Origin of the sequence: Devosia sp. SD17-2 (assembly GCF_029201565.1) — a bacterium.
Lineage (GTDB): Bacteria > Pseudomonadota > Alphaproteobacteria > Rhizobiales > Devosiaceae > Devosia.
Genome location: NZ_CP104002.1, coordinates 3,791,960 through 3,808,615, shown reverse-complemented (window position 1 = coordinate 3,808,615; position 16,656 = coordinate 3,791,960). Strand labels below are relative to the sequence as shown.

General features: G+C 63.2%; 15 protein-coding genes. 7 read left to right on the top strand and 8 right to left on the bottom strand.

What is annotated here, in order from left to right; all coding sequences use genetic code 11:
• Nucleotides 1-158: 158 nt before the first annotated feature.
• From NYQ88_RS18765 to NYQ88_RS18750, 4 genes are read right to left on the bottom strand one after another with little or no spacing between them, the layout of a single operon-like run.
• Nucleotides 159-1,760: an ABC transporter ATP-binding protein gene (locus tag NYQ88_RS18765; RefSeq protein WP_275652604.1), complete on the bottom strand. Its 1,602-nt coding sequence runs from the start codon at nucleotides 1,758-1,760 to the stop codon at nucleotides 159-161.
• The gene (locus NYQ88_RS18760; protein ID WP_275652603.1) at nucleotides 1,760-2,629 is read right to left on the bottom strand and encodes an ABC transporter permease; all 870 of its coding nucleotides are present in this window, start codon (nucleotides 2,627-2,629) and stop codon (nucleotides 1,760-1,762) included. Before NYQ88_RS18760 ends, NYQ88_RS18765 begins: the two co-directional genes overlap by 1 nt.
• Complete coding sequence (locus NYQ88_RS18755) at nucleotides 2,626-3,561, bottom strand: ABC transporter permease (protein WP_275652602.1); 936 nt, start codon at nucleotides 3,559-3,561, stop codon at nucleotides 2,626-2,628. The genes NYQ88_RS18760 and NYQ88_RS18755 overlap by 4 nt, the downstream gene beginning before the upstream one ends.
• 7 nt (nucleotides 3,562-3,568) lie before the next feature.
• Nucleotides 3,569-5,170 (bottom strand): ABC transporter substrate-binding protein, encoded by a 1,602-nt coding sequence (locus NYQ88_RS18750; protein WP_275652601.1) that lies wholly within the window; start codon nucleotides 5,168-5,170, stop codon nucleotides 3,569-3,571.
• Nucleotides 5,171-5,536: 366 nt separating this feature from the next.
• On the opposite strand from NYQ88_RS18750, the gene NYQ88_RS18745 reads away from it, so the two are divergent.
• The 4 genes from NYQ88_RS18745 to NYQ88_RS18730 all read left to right on the top strand — a co-directional run bounded on the left by NYQ88_RS18745 (nucleotide 5,537) and on the right by NYQ88_RS18730 (nucleotide 10,961).
• Nucleotides 5,537-6,760 carry an amidohydrolase family protein gene (locus NYQ88_RS18745; protein ID WP_275652600.1) on the top strand — a complete coding sequence of 408 codons (1,224 nt, stop codon included), beginning with the start codon at nucleotides 5,537-5,539 and terminating at the stop codon, nucleotides 6,758-6,760.
• A 78-nt stretch (nucleotides 6,761-6,838) separates the two neighbouring features.
• The gene (locus tag NYQ88_RS18740) at nucleotides 6,839-8,107 is read left to right on the top strand and encodes an amidohydrolase family protein (RefSeq protein ID WP_275652599.1); all 1,269 of its coding nucleotides are present in this window, start codon (nucleotides 6,839-6,841) and stop codon (nucleotides 8,105-8,107) included.
• Nucleotides 8,104-9,348, top strand: a complete 1,245-nt coding sequence (locus tag NYQ88_RS18735; protein ID WP_275652598.1) for an amidohydrolase family protein — start codon at nucleotides 8,104-8,106, stop codon at nucleotides 9,346-9,348. Before NYQ88_RS18740 ends, NYQ88_RS18735 begins: the two co-directional genes overlap by 4 nt.
• Nucleotides 9,349-9,410: 62 nt before the next feature.
• The gene (locus tag NYQ88_RS18730) at nucleotides 9,411-10,961 is read left to right on the top strand and encodes an ABC transporter substrate-binding protein (RefSeq protein ID WP_275652597.1); all 1,551 of its coding nucleotides are present in this window, start codon (nucleotides 9,411-9,413) and stop codon (nucleotides 10,959-10,961) included.
• A gap of 200 nt (nucleotides 10,962-11,161) precedes the next feature.
• Here NYQ88_RS18730 and NYQ88_RS18725 read toward each other — a convergent pair whose 3' ends face one another.
• From NYQ88_RS18725 to NYQ88_RS18715, 3 genes are all read right to left on the bottom strand, one after another.
• Entirely contained in the window at nucleotides 11,162-11,842 is a 681-nt protein-coding gene (locus NYQ88_RS18725) for an outer membrane protein (RefSeq protein WP_275652596.1), read from the bottom strand.
• Between the two features lie 165 nt (nucleotides 11,843-12,007).
• Entirely contained in the window at nucleotides 12,008-13,492 is a 1,485-nt protein-coding gene (locus NYQ88_RS18720; RefSeq protein WP_275652595.1) for a sigma-54 dependent transcriptional regulator, read from the bottom strand.
• A 182-nt stretch (nucleotides 13,493-13,674) separates the two neighbouring features.
• Nucleotides 13,675-13,851 (bottom strand): DUF465 domain-containing protein, encoded by a 177-nt coding sequence (locus tag NYQ88_RS18715; protein WP_275652594.1) that lies wholly within the window; start codon nucleotides 13,849-13,851, stop codon nucleotides 13,675-13,677.
• Between the two features lie 152 nt (nucleotides 13,852-14,003).
• On the opposite strand from NYQ88_RS18715, the gene NYQ88_RS18710 reads away from it, so the two are divergent.
• The 3 genes from NYQ88_RS18710 to NYQ88_RS18700 all read left to right on the top strand — a co-directional run bounded on the left by NYQ88_RS18710 (nucleotide 14,004) and on the right by NYQ88_RS18700 (nucleotide 15,887).
• Complete coding sequence (locus NYQ88_RS18710; protein WP_275652593.1) at nucleotides 14,004-14,219, top strand: DUF465 domain-containing protein; 216 nt, start codon at nucleotides 14,004-14,006, stop codon at nucleotides 14,217-14,219.
• A gap of 77 nt (nucleotides 14,220-14,296) precedes the next feature.
• Complete coding sequence (gene purE, locus NYQ88_RS18705; RefSeq protein WP_275652592.1) at nucleotides 14,297-14,788, top strand: 5-(carboxyamino)imidazole ribonucleotide mutase; 492 nt, start codon at nucleotides 14,297-14,299, stop codon at nucleotides 14,786-14,788.
• 4 nt (nucleotides 14,789-14,792) lie between these two features.
• A complete protein-coding gene (locus NYQ88_RS18700; protein ID WP_275652591.1) occupies nucleotides 14,793-15,887 on the top strand; it encodes a 5-(carboxyamino)imidazole ribonucleotide synthase in 1,095 nt (364 codons plus the stop codon).
• Here the strand turns inward: NYQ88_RS18700 and NYQ88_RS18695 are convergent.
• Nucleotides 15,884-16,576: an alpha/beta fold hydrolase gene (locus NYQ88_RS18695; protein ID WP_275652590.1), complete on the bottom strand. Its 693-nt coding sequence runs from the start codon at nucleotides 16,574-16,576 to the stop codon at nucleotides 15,884-15,886. The two genes, NYQ88_RS18700 and NYQ88_RS18695, sit on opposite strands and share 4 nt — an antisense overlap.
• Nucleotides 16,577-16,656 lie beyond the last annotated feature (80 nt).

The following is a 16,656-nucleotide window of genomic DNA, read 5'->3' as shown; positions in this document are numbered from 1 at the left end:
TGGTCCTCCGGGACGTCAACTCAGAATTTGCGCTGAGATTGGAGCAAAATTTTGCGCCAAGCCAGATATGGGAGTTTCGCCCAGAGGCATTCGAGAACAAAGTCTACTCATGTCTACCCCGCCGGTAGAGTTGAATTCCCTTTTCCCTGTTATGGCCTTCAGGCCGGGATGCGGGGGAGGGCTTCGACGAGGGCGCGTGTATAGGGGTGCTGCGGGGTTTCGAGCACCACATCGGGGACGCCGCTTTCGACGATCGCGCCATTGTTTATCACCAGCACGCGGTCGCTCACATGCTGGATGACGCCGAGGTCGTGCGAGACGAAAAGCATGGTGAGCCCGAGATCGCGCTTGAGGCCTGCGAGGAGGTCGAGCACCTGCGCCTGCGTTGAAACGTCGAGCGCGGAGACGGGTTCGTCGCAGACCAGAATGGCGGGCTTGGTTGCAAGAGCTCGGGCGATGGCGACGCGCTGGCGCTGGCCGCCGGAAAGTTCGCGCGGACGGCGGAGCAGGTGGGTTTCATCGAGCCCGACGGAGGTCAGGAGGCGCAAGACTTCGCCCCGGCGGTCGCTTGTCGGCACGTCGATGATTTCCAGCGCTTCGCCGACAATGTCGAGCACGCGGTGGCGCGGATCAAAGGAGCCGAGCGGATCCTGGGCGACAAGCTGAACCTCGGGACGCAGCGGACGGCGCTGGCTTTCCGGCAGATTGGTCCAGGGATGGCCGTTTATCTCGATCGTGCCGGCATCGGGCTTTTCGAGCGCGAGAACAATGCGGGCGAGCGTGGTCTTGCCACTGCCGGACGCGCCGACGAGACCGAGGGTTTCGCCCTTGCGGATCTCGAAGGAGACATCATCGACGACGCGGCGCTTGCCGAAGGATTTGAAAAGGTTTTTGGCGACGAGGACCGGTGCCCCCAATTGGGCCGGGGCCGGGGTTGCGTCGGAATATTCGCCCGAAAGGGACTGCCCGCGCGTGCGGCCGGAGGGAATGGCGGCGAGGAGGGCCTTGGTGTAGTCGGCCTTGGGCGTCTTGAAGACGGCTTCGGGCGGGCCTTCCTCGACCACTTCACCCCGGCGCAGCACGATGATGTGGTCGGCAAGGCGCGAGACCACGGCCAGATCGTGCGAGATGAGGATGAGGCCGCGCCCCTCTGCCTTGAGGTCAGCCAGCAGCTTGAGGATCTGGGCCTGCACGATGACGTCGAGCGCGGTGGTGGGCTCGTCGGCGATGATGATTTTAGGTTCCCCCGCAATGGCCGAAGCGATCAGCGCGCGCTGGCGCAATCCGCCCGAGAGCTGATGGGCATATTGGTCAAAACGCTGGGCCGGATCGTCAATGCCGACCGAGGCGAGGAGGTCGAGCACGCGGGCCTTGATCCCCGAGCGGGGCACGAGGCGGTGTTCGCGCAGCGTTTCGCCCACTTCGGCGCCGATGGTGCGCAGCGGATCGAGCGAGACCAAAGCGTCCTGCAGCACAAAGCCGATCTGGCGGCCGCGAATGGCGCGCCAATCGCGGGGGGCGAGGGTCTGGAGATCGGTGTCGCCCAGCCGCATGGCATCGGCTTCGACCAGCGCATTTGGGCCGGTGAGGCCAACCAGAGCGCGCGCGGTGGCCGATTTGCCCGAGCCGGATTCACCGACGATGGCGACGCATTGCCCGGCCTCGAGCGAAAAGGAAAGGCCGCGCACGGCGTGGACGTCCTCGGCGGCGCTCCGACCGGCAAAGCGGATGGAGAGGTTTTTAATGTCGAGCAGAGCCATCAGACGCGGCCCTCGCTATAGGCCTTGATATAGCGGCCAATGACCGTGGTGGAGACGATGGCGAGCGTGGCAAAGACGCCGGGAAAAACGCCGATCCACCAGGCTGCGCGCAGATAGCCCTGGCCCTCGGACAGCATCAGCCCCCATTCGGGCGTCGGCGGCTTGGGGCCAAGGCCGAGATAGCTGAGGGACGCCGAGTGAAGGATGGCGCTGCCAATGCCGAGCGTCGAAAGCACGACGAGCGGGCCAATGGTGTTGGGCAGGATGTGGCGGACGAGGGTGACAAAGGGGTTCTGTCCGAGAATGCGCGCGGCTTCGACAAAGCCGGAATTGCGGATGACCAGAACCTGGCTGCGCACGATGCGCGCATATCCGGGAATGGCGGCAATGGCGATGGCAAGAAGGATATTGGTGATGCCGGTGCCCAGAAACGCCACGACGGCCATGCTCATCAAGAGGCTCGGGAAGGCGAGGAGAATGTCGACGACGCGCATGAAAGCCATATCCACCCAGCCGCCCATGACGCCGGAGACAAGGCCGATGGCAATGCCCACAGCGACGGCAATCAGCGTCGCGCCAATGCCGACATAGAGCGAATAGCTCGCGCCATGGACGACGCGGGAAAAGATATCGCGGCCCAACTGGTCGGTGCCGAAGATATGGGCCCAGCTTGGGGGCTTGAGCGACTGCAGGAGGTCGAGGCCATAGGGGTCATAGGGCGCGATGGCCTGAGGAACGAGCGCGCAGATGACGAGGAAGACAAGCACCAGCGCTGCGAGGACGACGCCGGGGCGAATGCGGCCTTTACGCAGGCTGCGCATCTGGTCGGGCTCGGGCGCAGCGGCGTGCTGGACGGAAAGATCGGTCATGCGGCAGTACTGCGCAGGCGCGGATCGATCAGCCGGTAGAGCAGATCGACAGCGATATTGGTGATGACGAAGACCGTGGCCACAAAGAGCACGACGCCCACGACCACGGGAATATCCTGATTGGTGACGGCCTGGAGCGTGATGCGGCCAAGGCCCGGGCGGCCAAAGACGCGTTCGGTGATGATGGCGCCGGCCAGAAGCGCGCCGAACATTTCAGCCGAAATGGTAAGGCCCGGGATGAGGGCGTGGCGCAGGGCATGGCGCCAGCGCACCGACCATTCCGAGAGGCCCCGCGTGCGGGCGGTGAGGGCAAAGGGCTGCTCCAGCGCAATATCCATTTCGGCGCGCATCACCTGGCTCAGCGTGCCGAAAATGGCGAGGCCCAGTGTGGTTACCGGCAGCACCAGCGAGCGCCAGCTGTCATCGCCCATGACCGGGAAAATCGGCCATTGGAAGGAAAGGAAGGTGAGGAGCAAGAGCCCGATCCAGAAGGCGGGCGTGGAAATGGCCAGAAGCTCGAAGGCAGATACGATGCTGCGGGCGCGGCTCTGTTTTCCGGCCGTGGTGACCGAAGCAATGGTGGCCAGCGTCAGTGCAAAGATGGTGGCGAGGACGGCCAGGGTGATGGTGGAGCCCAGCTCGCTGGTGATGATCGAGACGACGCTGCGGCGTTGCTGATAGGAGGAGCCGAGATCGCCCTGGAGAATGCGGCCGACAAACTGGCCATATTGCTCCCAGATGGGCCGATCGAGCCCGTATTCTGTGCGGATGCGATCCCGCATCTCCTGGGTGACGGTGCTGTCAGCGCCATAGATGACCTGCACAGGATCGCTGGGCAGCATCTGCAGCACGACAAACGCGAGGGAAGCAGCGGCCCAGAGGACCGCTGCTCCCGCAAGGATGCGGACGAAAAGCTCGCGAGCTGTCGTCAAACCGGACCTACTGTTCCAGCCAGACGTCGTAGAACGAGCCGATCTGGCCCGAGCTCGAGAACACGGTGCCCTTGACCTTGGTGCTGGCTCCCAGGATCACCTGCGGATTGGCAATCGGGATCAGATAGGCCCCGTCGTTGATGATCTTCTGGGCGATGCGGACCTGTTCGTTCTGAACGTCCGGATCGGCAGAGGCCACGGCGGTGTTGAGCGCCTCATCGAGCGCCGGATCGTTGACGAAGCCCCAATTGGTGTTGGCCGGCCAGAGCGAGGTCGACTGGAACGCACCATAGAGCAGGGTCGCGCCATCGCCGGACGACTGGGAGGTGTCAACGAGGTCGTATTCATTGGCCTTCATGCGCGCATCGACCGTGGCGAAATCGAGCACTTCGCGGCTGTATTCAATGCCGATGGCCTGCAGACCCGCCTGAATACCCTGGGCGAAGAGTTCGCGCTGCTGATTGTTCCAATTGGTGGCGGTGACAGCCTTGAGGCTGAGGCGCTCGACATCTTTGACGCGAATGCCGTCAGCGCCGATTTCGGACCAGCCGGCTTCGTCGAGCAGGGCTTTTGCGGCCTCGGCGTCGAAGGACCAGCGGCCCTCCTGTCCGGCATCGTATGCAGCCGGGATACCCGGCGTGATGGCCGAATAGGCCGGGCTGGAGGTGCCGAGGAACACGGCATTGACGAGGGACGCATAGTCGACGCCGATGCGGATGGCTTCGCGCACGCGCTGGTCGGCGAGGGCAGGGTTCGACTGATTGACCCACATCGACCACGGAATGCCCGGCTGTTCGGCGCGGATCAGCTGGAGATTGCTGTTGCCTTCGATGGCGGCAACGGAAATTGCGGGAACGCCGGCGGCAATATCGGCCTGACCGGATTCAACAGCGCCAACGCGCACGGAATCTTCGGTGAGGAAGCGCATTTCGATGCGCTCGAGATAGGCCGGGCCCTCATGCTGGGCGGCGCCCGACGGCCAGTTATAGTCCTCGAAACGCTCGAGGATCAGATCCTGGCCTTGGGTGCGGCCGACGACCTTGAACGGGCCCGAGCCGATGGTGATGTCGGGGCCGCCGGCGCAGCGCTCTTCCTTGGAGAAAGCTTCGATCGAGGAGGGCGCGACAATGCCCTGGACCGGCTCGGAGAGATCGTGCAGCAGCGGGCCATGGGGCTCGGAGAGCGTGATGGTGACCACATTGCCTTCGGCGGTGACGGCGGTGACCGGCACGCCATTGGCGCTGCGATCATCGACCCAGCGCTGGAGATTGATGCGGACGGCCTCGGCATCGAGCGTCGTGCCGTCATGGAAGACGACGCCATCGCGGATGGTGAAGCTGTAGGTGAGGCCATCCTCGGAGACGGACCATTCGCTGGCCAGCCACGGAAAGTATTCGCCTTCCTGGCTCTTGTAGATCAGGCGATCATAGACGTCCTGCAGCGCCGTCTGGGTATTGCGCGAGGAGCCTTCGTTCTGGTCGAGGCAGAGCGGCTCATAGGTGGCAATGCGCAGAACGCCGCCGGACTGCTGGGCAAAGGCCTGTCCGCCAAGGGCAAAAACCGAGGCTGACAGCGCAAGGCCCAGCGTGCGGATAACCGAATGTCTCATGATCTCTCCCTCAAATGACTGGCCAAAACAGGATGGCCCCTCTGGGTGGCCGTAACTCTATTTTTTCTGTCGCGTTTTGGCAGCCTGCCTTCTAGGCAAATTTTTCAATAGAGACAGTATTAGGAGAATATGTGTCTACCCCACAAGTGGGCTTGAGGGGGCTCAACTTTGTAGGCGCTGCTCGCATTTTCTCCCCGGTGCTGGTGCGGCGGTGGATCTCTCGGTCGAAGGACCCGCTGGCCCCAGGCTGCTTCCCCTCTTGTTTGCCGCTGCTTCCCTGCATTGGACCGCGCATCCCCGCTGTTATTGCCATGTCGGAGTTTGTGTGAAAGTCTAAATGTATTACAAGTTATGGCAGGGGGCGTTATGAAGCTGTTCCGCGCGCAGTTGGTGATTGATGGCACTGGGGGTGTCATCGAGCACGGTGCGGTTCTTGTCGAGGGCGAGCGGATCATCGCCGTCGGCCGTTCTGCCGATATCGGCGCACCGGAAGGCGCCGAGATCATCGAGACGACCGGCACGCTCATGCCGGGCATGTTCGACGCCCATGTGCATCTGCGTTCCCCGGGCACGCCCGACGAATCCGGCATGCACAAATGGGAAATGGCGAGCATGTCCTATGCAGAGATTTCCCTGCGTGCCGCCTATTATGCCCAGCAGACGCTGCGCTCGGGCTTTACCTCGGTGCGCGATCTGGCAGCACCGGGTGGCACGATCATCGATCTGCGCAAGGCGATCGACGCCGGCTATATCACTGGTCCGCGCATCAAGGCCTGTGGCATGGGGCTGACGGTCACGGGTGGTCACATGGACGAGGGCGGCTGGGCCGACCATGTCAGCTTCCAGAACATGACGGCGCCCTGCAATGGGCCGGACGGCTTCCGGCAAGGCGTTCGCGAGCAGCTCAAGCGCGGCGCTGACTTCATCAAGCTCAACACCTGGGTGTCCTATCACAACAGCCCGACGCGCTTCTGGCGCCAGGAAATGACCGAGGACGAAATTCGGGCGGCCTGCGATGAGGCCCATGCCCAGGGCGTGCTTGTGGCGGCCCATACCTATGGCCCGGACGGCGTTGCCGCCTCGGTGCGCAATGGCGTCGACACAATCGAGCACGGCCACTGGATCGACGAGCCGACCATCGAGCTCATGGTCAAGCACAACACGATTTTCGTGCCGACGCTGACGATCAATGACGTCCACGCCAGCTACGCGGTCGACAATCCGGACCTGGCCGAGAAGTACAAGCGCTGGCATCGGGAATCGAGCGCGGCCAAGTGGAAGACGCTCGAGCTCGTGCGCAAGGCCGGCATTCGCGTCTGCACCGGCACCGATAGCGGCTTCCAGCTCGAGAACGGCAAATGGGGCGCCTATGAGCTGATCCTGATGGTCAAGGGCGGGTATACCCCGATGGAAGCGATCATCGCGGCCACCTCGACGAGCGCCGACATGATGGAGATCGAGGCCGGACGGATCCAGGCTGGCAAATATGCCGACATTGTCCTGGTCGACGGTAACCCGCTCGAGGACATCACCATCCTTCACGACATCAGCCAGCTTCGCGTCTTCAAGGGCGGCGTCGCGGTGCACTAGGCCGACGAGGCGGAGCGGGGCAGGGGTCCTCTCCGCTGCCAGGTCGACCACACAAGGGACAGGGGACAAGACGATCCGATGAGACAGATATTTCTTGCCGATCAGGTGATCGACAGCACGGGCGCGGCGCCCATCGAAAAGGGTGCCGTACTCGTTGAAAAGGGCCGCATCCTTGCGGTGGGCCGACAGGCCGATTTCGGCACGCCAGAAGGCGCGACGGTCATCGCGGCCAAGCCGGGCGCGACCCTGATGCCGGGGCTGATCGACAGCCACGTGCACATTACCTATAGCGGCTCGGAAAACAGCGCCGTGCTGCGCGCCGAGAAGATGGATGCATCCTATCCCGCCATGGCGCTGCGTGCGGCTTCCCACGCCCAGCTGTCGCTGACCTATGGGTTTACCGCCCTGCGCGACATGCATGCGCCCGGCGGTGTCGCCATCGATCTGCGCGACGCGATTGCGCGCGGCGATGTGGTGGGACCGCGCCTCAGCGCCTGCGGGCGCGGGCTGACGGTGACGGGCGGCCATATGGACCTGCCCGATTTCGCCGAGCACGTTTCGCTCGACGGCTTTGCCCATCCCTGCGTTGGCCCGGACGAATTTCTCAAGGGGGTGCGCACGGAAGCGCGGCGGGGGGCTGACTTCATCAAGGTCAATACAGCTGTGGGCTCGCGCAAGGTCCCCGGGGTCTATTGGCGCCCGGAAATGAACCCGGCCGAAATCCGCGCCGCCTGCGATGAGGCGCATGCCCAGGGGCTTTATGTTGCCTCGCACACTTCGGGCGGCCCGCCGCTGACGGCGACCGTGGCCAATGGCGTGGATTGCGTCGAGCACGCCCATTGGATCGATGACGACTGCATCGAACTGATGGCCGAGCGCGGTACCTTCCTCGTGCCGACGCTTTTGGTCAATGAGCGCAATTTCGAAGTTCCCCTGGCGCCGGGAGAGACCCTCTCGGATTGGGCCCTTGCCTCGCGCGAGGCCAAATGGGTTTCGCTCGAAAAGGCGCGCAAGGCAGGCATAAAGATCGGCTCGGGCACCGATGCCGGTTTCATGGTGCCCCATGGCTCCATGCACTGGCGGGAACTGGCGCTGCTGGTGCAGGGCGGCTTGACCGAGATGGAAGCCATTATCGCGGCCACGCGAATCAACGCCGAACTGATGTCCCTGCCTGTCGGCTTGCTGGCCGAGGGCAAGCTTGCCGACATGCTGATCGTTGATGGCGATCCGCTCGCCGATATCTCCATCCTCGGAGATGCCAACCGGCTGACCGTCTTCAAGGACGGCTATAAGGTCGCCGAAGCCGGCAAACTGATTTCTTCCTTTCCTGGCGAGGTGTTCGCATGAAACTGATCCGAGCTGACAAGCTTATCGATGGGACGGGTGCGCCAGCTCTCGAAGGAGCGGCGATCCTGATCGAGGGCGAGCGCATCAAGGCAGTGGGTCGTGCGGCCGATCTGGGGGAGCCCGAGGGCGCCGAAATCATAGATGCTCCGGCAGGGACAACGATCATACCCGGGCTCATCGATACCCATGTGCACATGGCCTATAGCGGAGCGGTGGATCTCAACGCCTTTCGCTCCGAGACGACCGTGATCCACTATCCGGCAATGGCCCTTCGGGCAGCGCGCTATGCCCGTGAGACGCTCGAATATGGGATCACTGCGGTACGCGACATGCACGCGCCGGGCGGCACCATTATCGATCTGCGCCGGGCCATTGATGCCGGCCAGATCGAAGGGCCGCGCATCAAGGCGTGCGGTCTGGGACTGACGGTAACCGGCGGTCACATGGACCAGCCCGGATTTGGCGATCACGTCATGTTCCGGGACATGAATGCCAATTGCGAAGGGCCGGACGGGTTCCGCCGCGGCGTGCGGGAGCAGATCAAGCGCGGCGCCGATTTCATCAAGCTCAATCCCTGCGTCGGCTCGCGCCGCGACGAGCGTTATTTTCGCTTCGAGATGACGCTGGCTGAAATCACGGCTGCCTGCGAGGAAGCTCATGAGCAGGGCCTGATGGTTGGCGCGCATACCTCGGGCGGTCCGCCGCTGTCCGCCGCAATTCGCGCCGGATGCGACACGGTCGAGCACGCGCACTGGATCGACGACGAAACGCTCGACTACATGGCAAGGCACGGCACTTATCTCGTGCCGACGCTGGCGGTGAATGAGGCCTCGTCGGCCTACATCATCGAGCATGGTGCCTCCGAGCGCACCCTTCGCTGGGCCAGGGAGTCCGAGACCGCAAAATGGGATCGGCTCACCCGCGCCAAAGCGGCTGGGGTCAAGGTTGCCATGGGCTCGGATGCCGGGTTTTTCCTGCCGCACGGTACGGGCAATCTGCGTGAGATCGAGCTTCTGGTAGAGGGCGGCTTTTCCGAAATCGAAGCGATCCACTGCGCGACGGCGGTCGGTGCTGACCTGATGCAGATCGACGCCGGACGGCTCGTCGCGGGCAAGCTGGCCGACCTTGTGCTCGTAGCAGGGGACCCGACAACGGAAATCTCGATCTTGCGCGATCGGACCCGACTGACCGTCTTCAAGGGCGGGCAGCCGATCTCCCGGCGCCTGCAGGACGCCGCCTGAGCCGTCGTCAGCAACAAGCAAAAATCTCTTTTTTAAAGCGGAGGCATAAGAGCATGAGAGTGATGAAACACCTGATCACGGCGAGCGCGATTGCGCTGCTCGCGCCCGTGATCCCGGCACTGGCGCAGCCCAGCGCCAACACGATCGTTGTCGGCCTGTCCAACGATGCGCCGACTTTCGATCCAGCCCAGATCGCGGCCCGCGACAGCTCCAATATCGCGCGCCATATTTTCCGTACGCTCTATGAGCCGCTGCCAAGCGGCGAGATCGTGCCGGATCTGGCGTCGTCCTATTCGGTGTCTGAAGATGGTTTGGAATATACCTACACCATTCCAGAAGGCCTGACCTGTGAGGATGGCGAGGCGCTGACGGCAGAGGACGTGGCCTACTCGTTCACCCGCCCGGCCGATCCCCAGTATGGGTTCACCGGCAACACCCCGGGCTACATCTACTCCTCGATCGGCTTCCAGGGCGCCGAGGCTATCAGCGACACCGAGGTGAAGATCACCATCGGCCGCAAGAACCCGATCGCTTTCACGCTGATGAGCGAAGTGATGATCCACTGCAAGGACAGCTACGAGGCCATGAGCCTTGATGAAGCGGCCGAGCGTCCGATCGGATCGGGCTCCTACAAGCTCGTCCGTTGGGATCGCGCGTCAGAGATCGTGTTGGAAAAATATCGCGACCCCGGCACTTTCGACAAACTGGTCTATCGCATCATTCCCGAAGCCTCGACCCGGGCCGCTGAGTTGATCGCGGGCAATGTCGACATCATCACCAATGTCTCGCCCGACCAGCTTGAGCCCATCAACGCGTCGGGTACTGCCACAGTGCAGGCCGTGCAGGGCACACGCCGCATGTATGTCGGCTTCAACCTGCGCGAAGATTTTGCCGAGGCCAGCGAGGGCGGTGCCGCGATCCAGAACAGCGCCGTTCGCGTTGCCCTGCAGTATGCACTGGACGTGCCGGCGATCTGTACGCAGTTGCTCAATTTCGACTGCGAGCGTGCGACCGGCCTCGTCAATCCGCCTAACGACAACCCGAATATCGAGCCATATGCCTATGATCCGGAAATGGCCGAAAAGCTTCTCGATGAAGCCGGCTATCCCCGCGGCGAAAACGGCGTCCGTTTCACCATCAAGCTGCAGGGTCCGCGCGGTCGCTACCTCAACGATGCCAATGTGCTGCAGGCCATCGGCCAGTATCTGACCGATATCGGTGTCGAGACGGAAGTCGAGCTGATGGAGTTTGCCTCCGTCTATGTGCCGCTGATCTCGGCCCATGATGCCGGCCCGCTGTTCTTCCTCGGTTCGGGCGGCAACCTCTCCGAGCCGCTGATCGACATGACCGATCTGGCGACCGTCGAATCCGGCACGAACTACACCTCCTGGAGCAATCCGGAATGGTTCGACGGCTGGGCCGAAATCGCCGAGACAGCGACCGCTGAGGAGCAGCGCCCGATCATCAACCGCATGCTCGAGGTGTTTTATAACGATCCGCCGTGGCTGATGCTCTACTTCCAGCCGGACTTCTATGGCGTGTCCAACCGGATCAACTGGGAAGCCCGCCGCGACGAGCGCGTCTATCTCTGGGACGCCGCGCTGGCGAACTGATCCGGCCTCAAGACCATAAAGAATGGGACCGCGCCTGAAACGGGGCGGCCCCAGCTTTTTTGGGGTATGAGGCGTCTGGTCTGGCGACACCAAACAAATGGGGCCCGGAGTTCTCAGTGAGAACCCCGGGCCCCTGAATTTGAGGCGCAGTGGATATCAAGCCACCGGCCTTGGCTGCATGGGACCGCTTTGGAAGCGGATTAGAACTTGTAGTTGACGCCGGCGCGGATGACGCTGAAGCGCTGGGTCACTTCGACATTGCCGACGGGCAGGCCGTTGTAGGACTGCTTGCCGAGGTCGACGTAGAGATATTCGGCCTTGAACGAGAGGTTCGGCGTGGCCTGGGCTTCGAGACCGACACCAGCGGTCCAGCCGATGTGGTTGGCCGACTGGGAGGTCACGACGTTCTGGTTGTTGGTGAGGGTGGCAGTGCCGCGACCGAAGGCGGCGCCGAGCGTGGCGTAGGGCATGACCTGGCCGAAGGCGGCACCAGCGCGGATACGGGCCGTACCGAAGACATCGGTAGAGGCCTTGAAGTCGCCGAACACGCCGGCGGGCGCGCCATAGGCGATATTGGCCCACTGCAGATCGGCTTCACCGCCGATCACGAAGCCACCCATGTCGTAATTGTAGCCGAGCTGACCGCCCAGGGTCCAACCGCTCGAATTATTGTCGACCGCGCCCATGATGGCGGGGTTGGTGCTGGTCGTGCCCCAGGTGTAGCCGCCGTTGATACCGGCGTAGAAGCCACCCCAGCCCGAAGCGGGCGTGGCCGAATAAATAGGGGAGGCGGCGGGTGCGCTCGACCAGCCCAGATCCGCCGCATGAGCGGAGGCGGACAGCGCCAGAATTGCAGACAGCGCGATGGCGGAACGTTTCATGGTGACCTCGTCGACGGACCGAAGGTTTAAGATTGCGTGTAAAAAACGACGCAATCTCTTAACGATGCGGTAAGCAACAAGGTTAACGGCGCCGCTTTGTGGAGCGGCGCCGGCTTTTTGGCAGACCCCTGTGGCAAAGCTGCACCGGGTCGGTCGTTTTTCGCCTCAGGCGGCGTCGTTGATCAGCCCTTCGGCGAGGCCATATTCATGCAGCTTGCGATAAAGCGTCGAGCGCCCGATGCCGAGGGCCCGCGCGACGCGCGACATGCGGCCGCCGTGATAGTCGATGGCAAAGGCGATGGCTTCGCGCTCGATGGCGGCAAGGGTCTGCAGTTCGCCGGTTTCGGTGAGGAAGCGGTCGCGGGCGGGCTCGGGCGATGCGGCGATGCGCTCGCGCGGCGGGGCGCTGTCGATATGGATGGGCGAGGCCAGCACCGGGCGGGCCTCGACGCTGCGCAGCACATCGTCGCGGCCGTTCTGCTGGGCGAGGATCTGCGGGAAATCGGGCACTTCGAGGAAGGCGCCATCGGTGAGCACCACGGCGCGATAGACCGCGTTTTCGAGCTGCCGCACATTGCCCGGCCAGTCATAGCTGCTGAGCAGGTCGAGCGCCGGCGGGGTAATCCCGAGAACGCGCTTGCCGGCTTCGGCAGCAAAGCGGGCGATGAAATGATTGACCAGCGCCGAGAGGTCTTCCATGCGCTCGCGCAGCGGGGGCATGTAGATGGGGAAGACGTTGAGCCGGTAGAACAGGTCCTCGCGAAACTCGCCGGACTTGGCGAGGTTGAGGAGGCGCCTGTTGGTGGCCGAGATGACCCGGACATTGACCCGCTCGGGGCGCGTTGCGCCGACCGGCTCGATCTCGCCTTCCTGGAGGGCGCGGAGCAGTTTCACCTGGGTGTCGAGCGGCAGTTCGCCGACTTCGTCGAGGAACAGCGTCCCGCCATGGGCCTCGGCAAATTTGCCGGGTTGGTCGGCATAGGCGCCGGTAAAGGCACCCTTCTTGTGGCCGAAGAGGACGGACTCAACCAGGTTTGGCGGGATGGCGCCGCAGTTGACGGTGACGAAGGGTTTTCCGGCTCGTTCGCCCGTGCCCTGGATGATGCGGGCGACAAGCTCCTTGCCGACGCCGGTCTCGCCCTCGATGAGGACGGGGATCGGGCTCTTGGCCGCCTTGGCGCAGAGCGTCAGGACGCGCGCCATGGAGGGGGCCGAGGCGATCATGTCGGAGCGGGTGAAGGTGCCCGATTTGCGCGCCTGCTCGGCGCGGATGGCGGCCTCGAGCGTTTCGAGCTTCATCGTGTTGCGCAGCGAGATGACCAGCCGCTCGGGGGACACTGGCTTGACGAAATAGTCCGCCGCGCCCTGGCGCATGGCCGAGATGACGGTGTCGAGCGAGGCAGTGGAGGTCTGGATGATGACCGGAGTGGTCAGCCCCTCCTGGCGCATGGCGGCCATCACGCCCATGCCGTCGAGATCGGGCATGACCAGATCGAGGATCATCACCCCGATATTGCGGTCGTCGCGAAGAATGGAGAGGGCCTGTTCGCCCCCCGTGGCGGTGATCGGCTTGAAGCCGGCGCGATTGGCCACTTCCGCCGTGAGGCGCAACTGAACGGGATCGTCATCGACTACGAGAACGCGCGTCATCCAAACTCCAGGTCTCGGGGGCACGAATCGGCTTGTGCCGTTTTGGGAAGAGAGTGGCGCGGTGTTCTTAAGAGGATGTTAAGCCTAATGAATTTTTAACGGCGGCGAGTATTGGGCAAACAAAAAGGGCCCCGGCAAACCGCGACCCCAGATCCTAATCGATTAAAACAAGATCGTTTGGACTAATGCGTCTCAGCGCTCTGCATGCGGCTGAGTTGATCCTTAACTTCCAATTTCTTTCGTTTGAGTGTGTTGACCATCAGGTCGTCATATTGGCGGTTCTGCATTTCTGCCTGAATCTGCCGGTCCAGTTCCTGATGGCGCCGTTCCAGCGCCGCGATGTGGCCTTCAGTCGTCATAAACAACTCCTTTCAGCGTCTTGGACAGGGGGATCGTCACAAATAATTCATGCTTTGTCGATGGCTCACGGACCCCTCCGCGAAATCAGATGCAAAACCTTCCGTGATCAGTTAACCAAGGGTATGTCTGGCGCTCGAAATACCGGATTCAGATGCTCTCGCTTTCCAAGGAACAGGAAGCCCAATACGGGCTTGAATTGGCTACGAAGCGGCAGGAGCATGCCGATCTTGACGCGGCCATCGCCACGCTGACCCACTCGGCTTTTGCCGATCGCATGCTGGTGCAGCGTCTCAAGAAGCGCAAACTCGCCCTCAAGGACCGGATCGTGCAGCTGGAGAATATTCTCCTGCCCGACATCATCGCCTGAACTGGTCGTAGCGCCTTGAGTTGTCGCTGATTCTGGGCTAGATGCGCGCTTTGCGGAGCGGCAGGGGAGAAACCGCCATGCTCAAGCCACAGGTCGCCATCGTCATGGGCAGTCAGTCGGACTGGCCCACAATGAAACTGGCTGCTGAAACCCTCGAAACCCTCGAAGTCGAATATGAGGCGCGCATCGTTTCGGCGCATCGCACGCCCGAGCGCATGGTGGATTTTGCCACCACGGCCCGCGAAGAAGGGTTCAAGATCATCATCGCCGGGGCCGGCGGGGCTGCCCATCTGCCGGGCATGATCGCCGCGCTGACGCCGCTGCCGGTGTTCGGCGTGCCGGTGCGCTCCAAGGCGCTCAATGGGGTGGACAGCCTCCATTCCATCGTGCAGATGCCCGGCGGCATTCCGGTGGGCACGCTGGCCATCGGCGAACCCGGCGCGATCAATGCGGCGCTGCTCGCGGCCGCCGTCCTCGCTCTCAATGACGACGATCTGGCCGACCGGCTCGACGCCTTCCGCGCCCGCCAGACCCAGGCCGTCCCGCAGTTTCCAACCGATCTCGAGTAGTCCCTTGTCCCAGTCCCTCGCTCCGCTTCCTCCCGGTTCCACCATTGGCATTCTGGGCGGGGGGCAGCTTGGGCGCATGCTGGCCCTGGCCGGGGCAAAACTGGGGCTCAAGAGCCACATCTATTGCCCGGATCCCAATAGCCCGGCCTTCGATGTGACCCCGCTCAAGACCGTCGCCGCCTATGACGACGAAGCCGCCCTGCGCGCCTTTGCCGAGAGCGTCGATGTCATCACCTATGAATTCGAAAATGTCCCGGCGGCCACGGCAGAGATCCTGGCCGGCCTGAAGCCCCTGCGGCCCGGCGCCAATGCGCTGGCCATCTCGCAGGATCGGCTGGCCGAAAAGAGCTTTCTCGCCTCCAAGAATGTCCCGGTCGCGCCCTATCGCGCTGTCCATTCGCTCGATGAGCTCAAGGCCGCCATCGGCGAACTCGGCCTGCCCGCCGTGCTGAAAACCACGCGCCTCGGTTATGACGGCAAGGGCCAGCGCGTTCTGCGTGCGCCCGAAGACGCCGAAGCTGCCTTTGCCGAACTGGCGCCGCATCCGCTGGTGCTCGAAGGCTTCGTCGACTTCGAAAAGGAAATTTCCGTGGTGGTGGCGCGTGGCGCCGATGGCACGGTTCGCGCCTTTGATCCGGCGGAAAACGTTCATCGGCACCATATTTTGCACACCAGCACCGTTCCGGCGGTTATCGCGCCGGGCGTGGCCAAGCATGCCGCCATGCTGGCCAAGGTGATTGTCGTGGCGCTCGATTATGTCGGCGTACTCGGGGTGGAATTCTTCGTCATCGGCGGCGAGCGCCCGACGCTGATGGTCAATGAGATTGCCCCGCGCGTGCACAATTCCGGTCACTGGACCGAGGCGGTGTGCCTCACCGACCAGTTCGAGCAGCATATGCGCGCCGTCGCCGGCTGGCCACTCGGCGATCCTACCCGCTATGCCGATGTGGTGATGCAGAACCTTATCGGCGATGAGGTCGACATGATCCCCAATGGCCTCGACGGCCAGACCCAGCCCCATCTCTACGGCAAGGCCGAGGCGCGTCCGGGGCGGAAGATGGGCCATATCAACCGCATCATCCGCCCTGAACTGCTTTAGCGGGCGAGCAGCGTTCTGAGCGCTGCCGCCACCGGTTCCGGATTTTCCATCGGCGGCAGATGTCCGCTGTCGGGGAAATGGGTGAGATTGGCTCCGGGGATGGCCTCGGCCATTTCCGCCGCCAGCTCGGGCGGGGTGAGTTTGTCGAGCGCGCCGACCCCGACCAGCGCCGGTATTGTGATGCCTCCGAGATCGGGGCGGGAGTCCGCGCGGTTCATGATGGCGGTCTGCTGGCGGATATAAACATCCCTGCCGAGCCGCTCGGCCATGGCCTGAACCTCTTCGGCGAGTGGGGTGCCCAGGTTCTGCGGGGTGAGGAGGCTTGGCAGCAGCCCGCGCGAGACGCCGATGAATTTGCCCGTCTGGACATTGGCGATACCGGCGCTTCTGGCCGCCTTGCGCTCCGGCGTGTCCGGCCGCGCCGACGTATCGAACAGCGCCAGATGGGTGACACGCTCGGGCGCCTGGCGCAGGATTTCAAACGCCACATATCCGCCCATCGAGAGACCGGCGAGGGCAAAGCGCGGTGGCGCGGCAGCCAGAGTGCGCGCGGCCATGTCGGCGATATCATCATCAAGGGTCAGGTCAGCCACCATCGGGGAGATGGCGTCACGCAGGGGCAAGACCACGTCCCGCCACAGGCGAGCATCGCAGAGGAGGCCGGGAAGCAACACGAGGGGCGTGATCATGGGGTCATTCTCCCTGTTCTGGACGGGCAACAGACTAGGTCACATACCCATTAACGGGATTCCCAAAGTGCTGCTGTTGT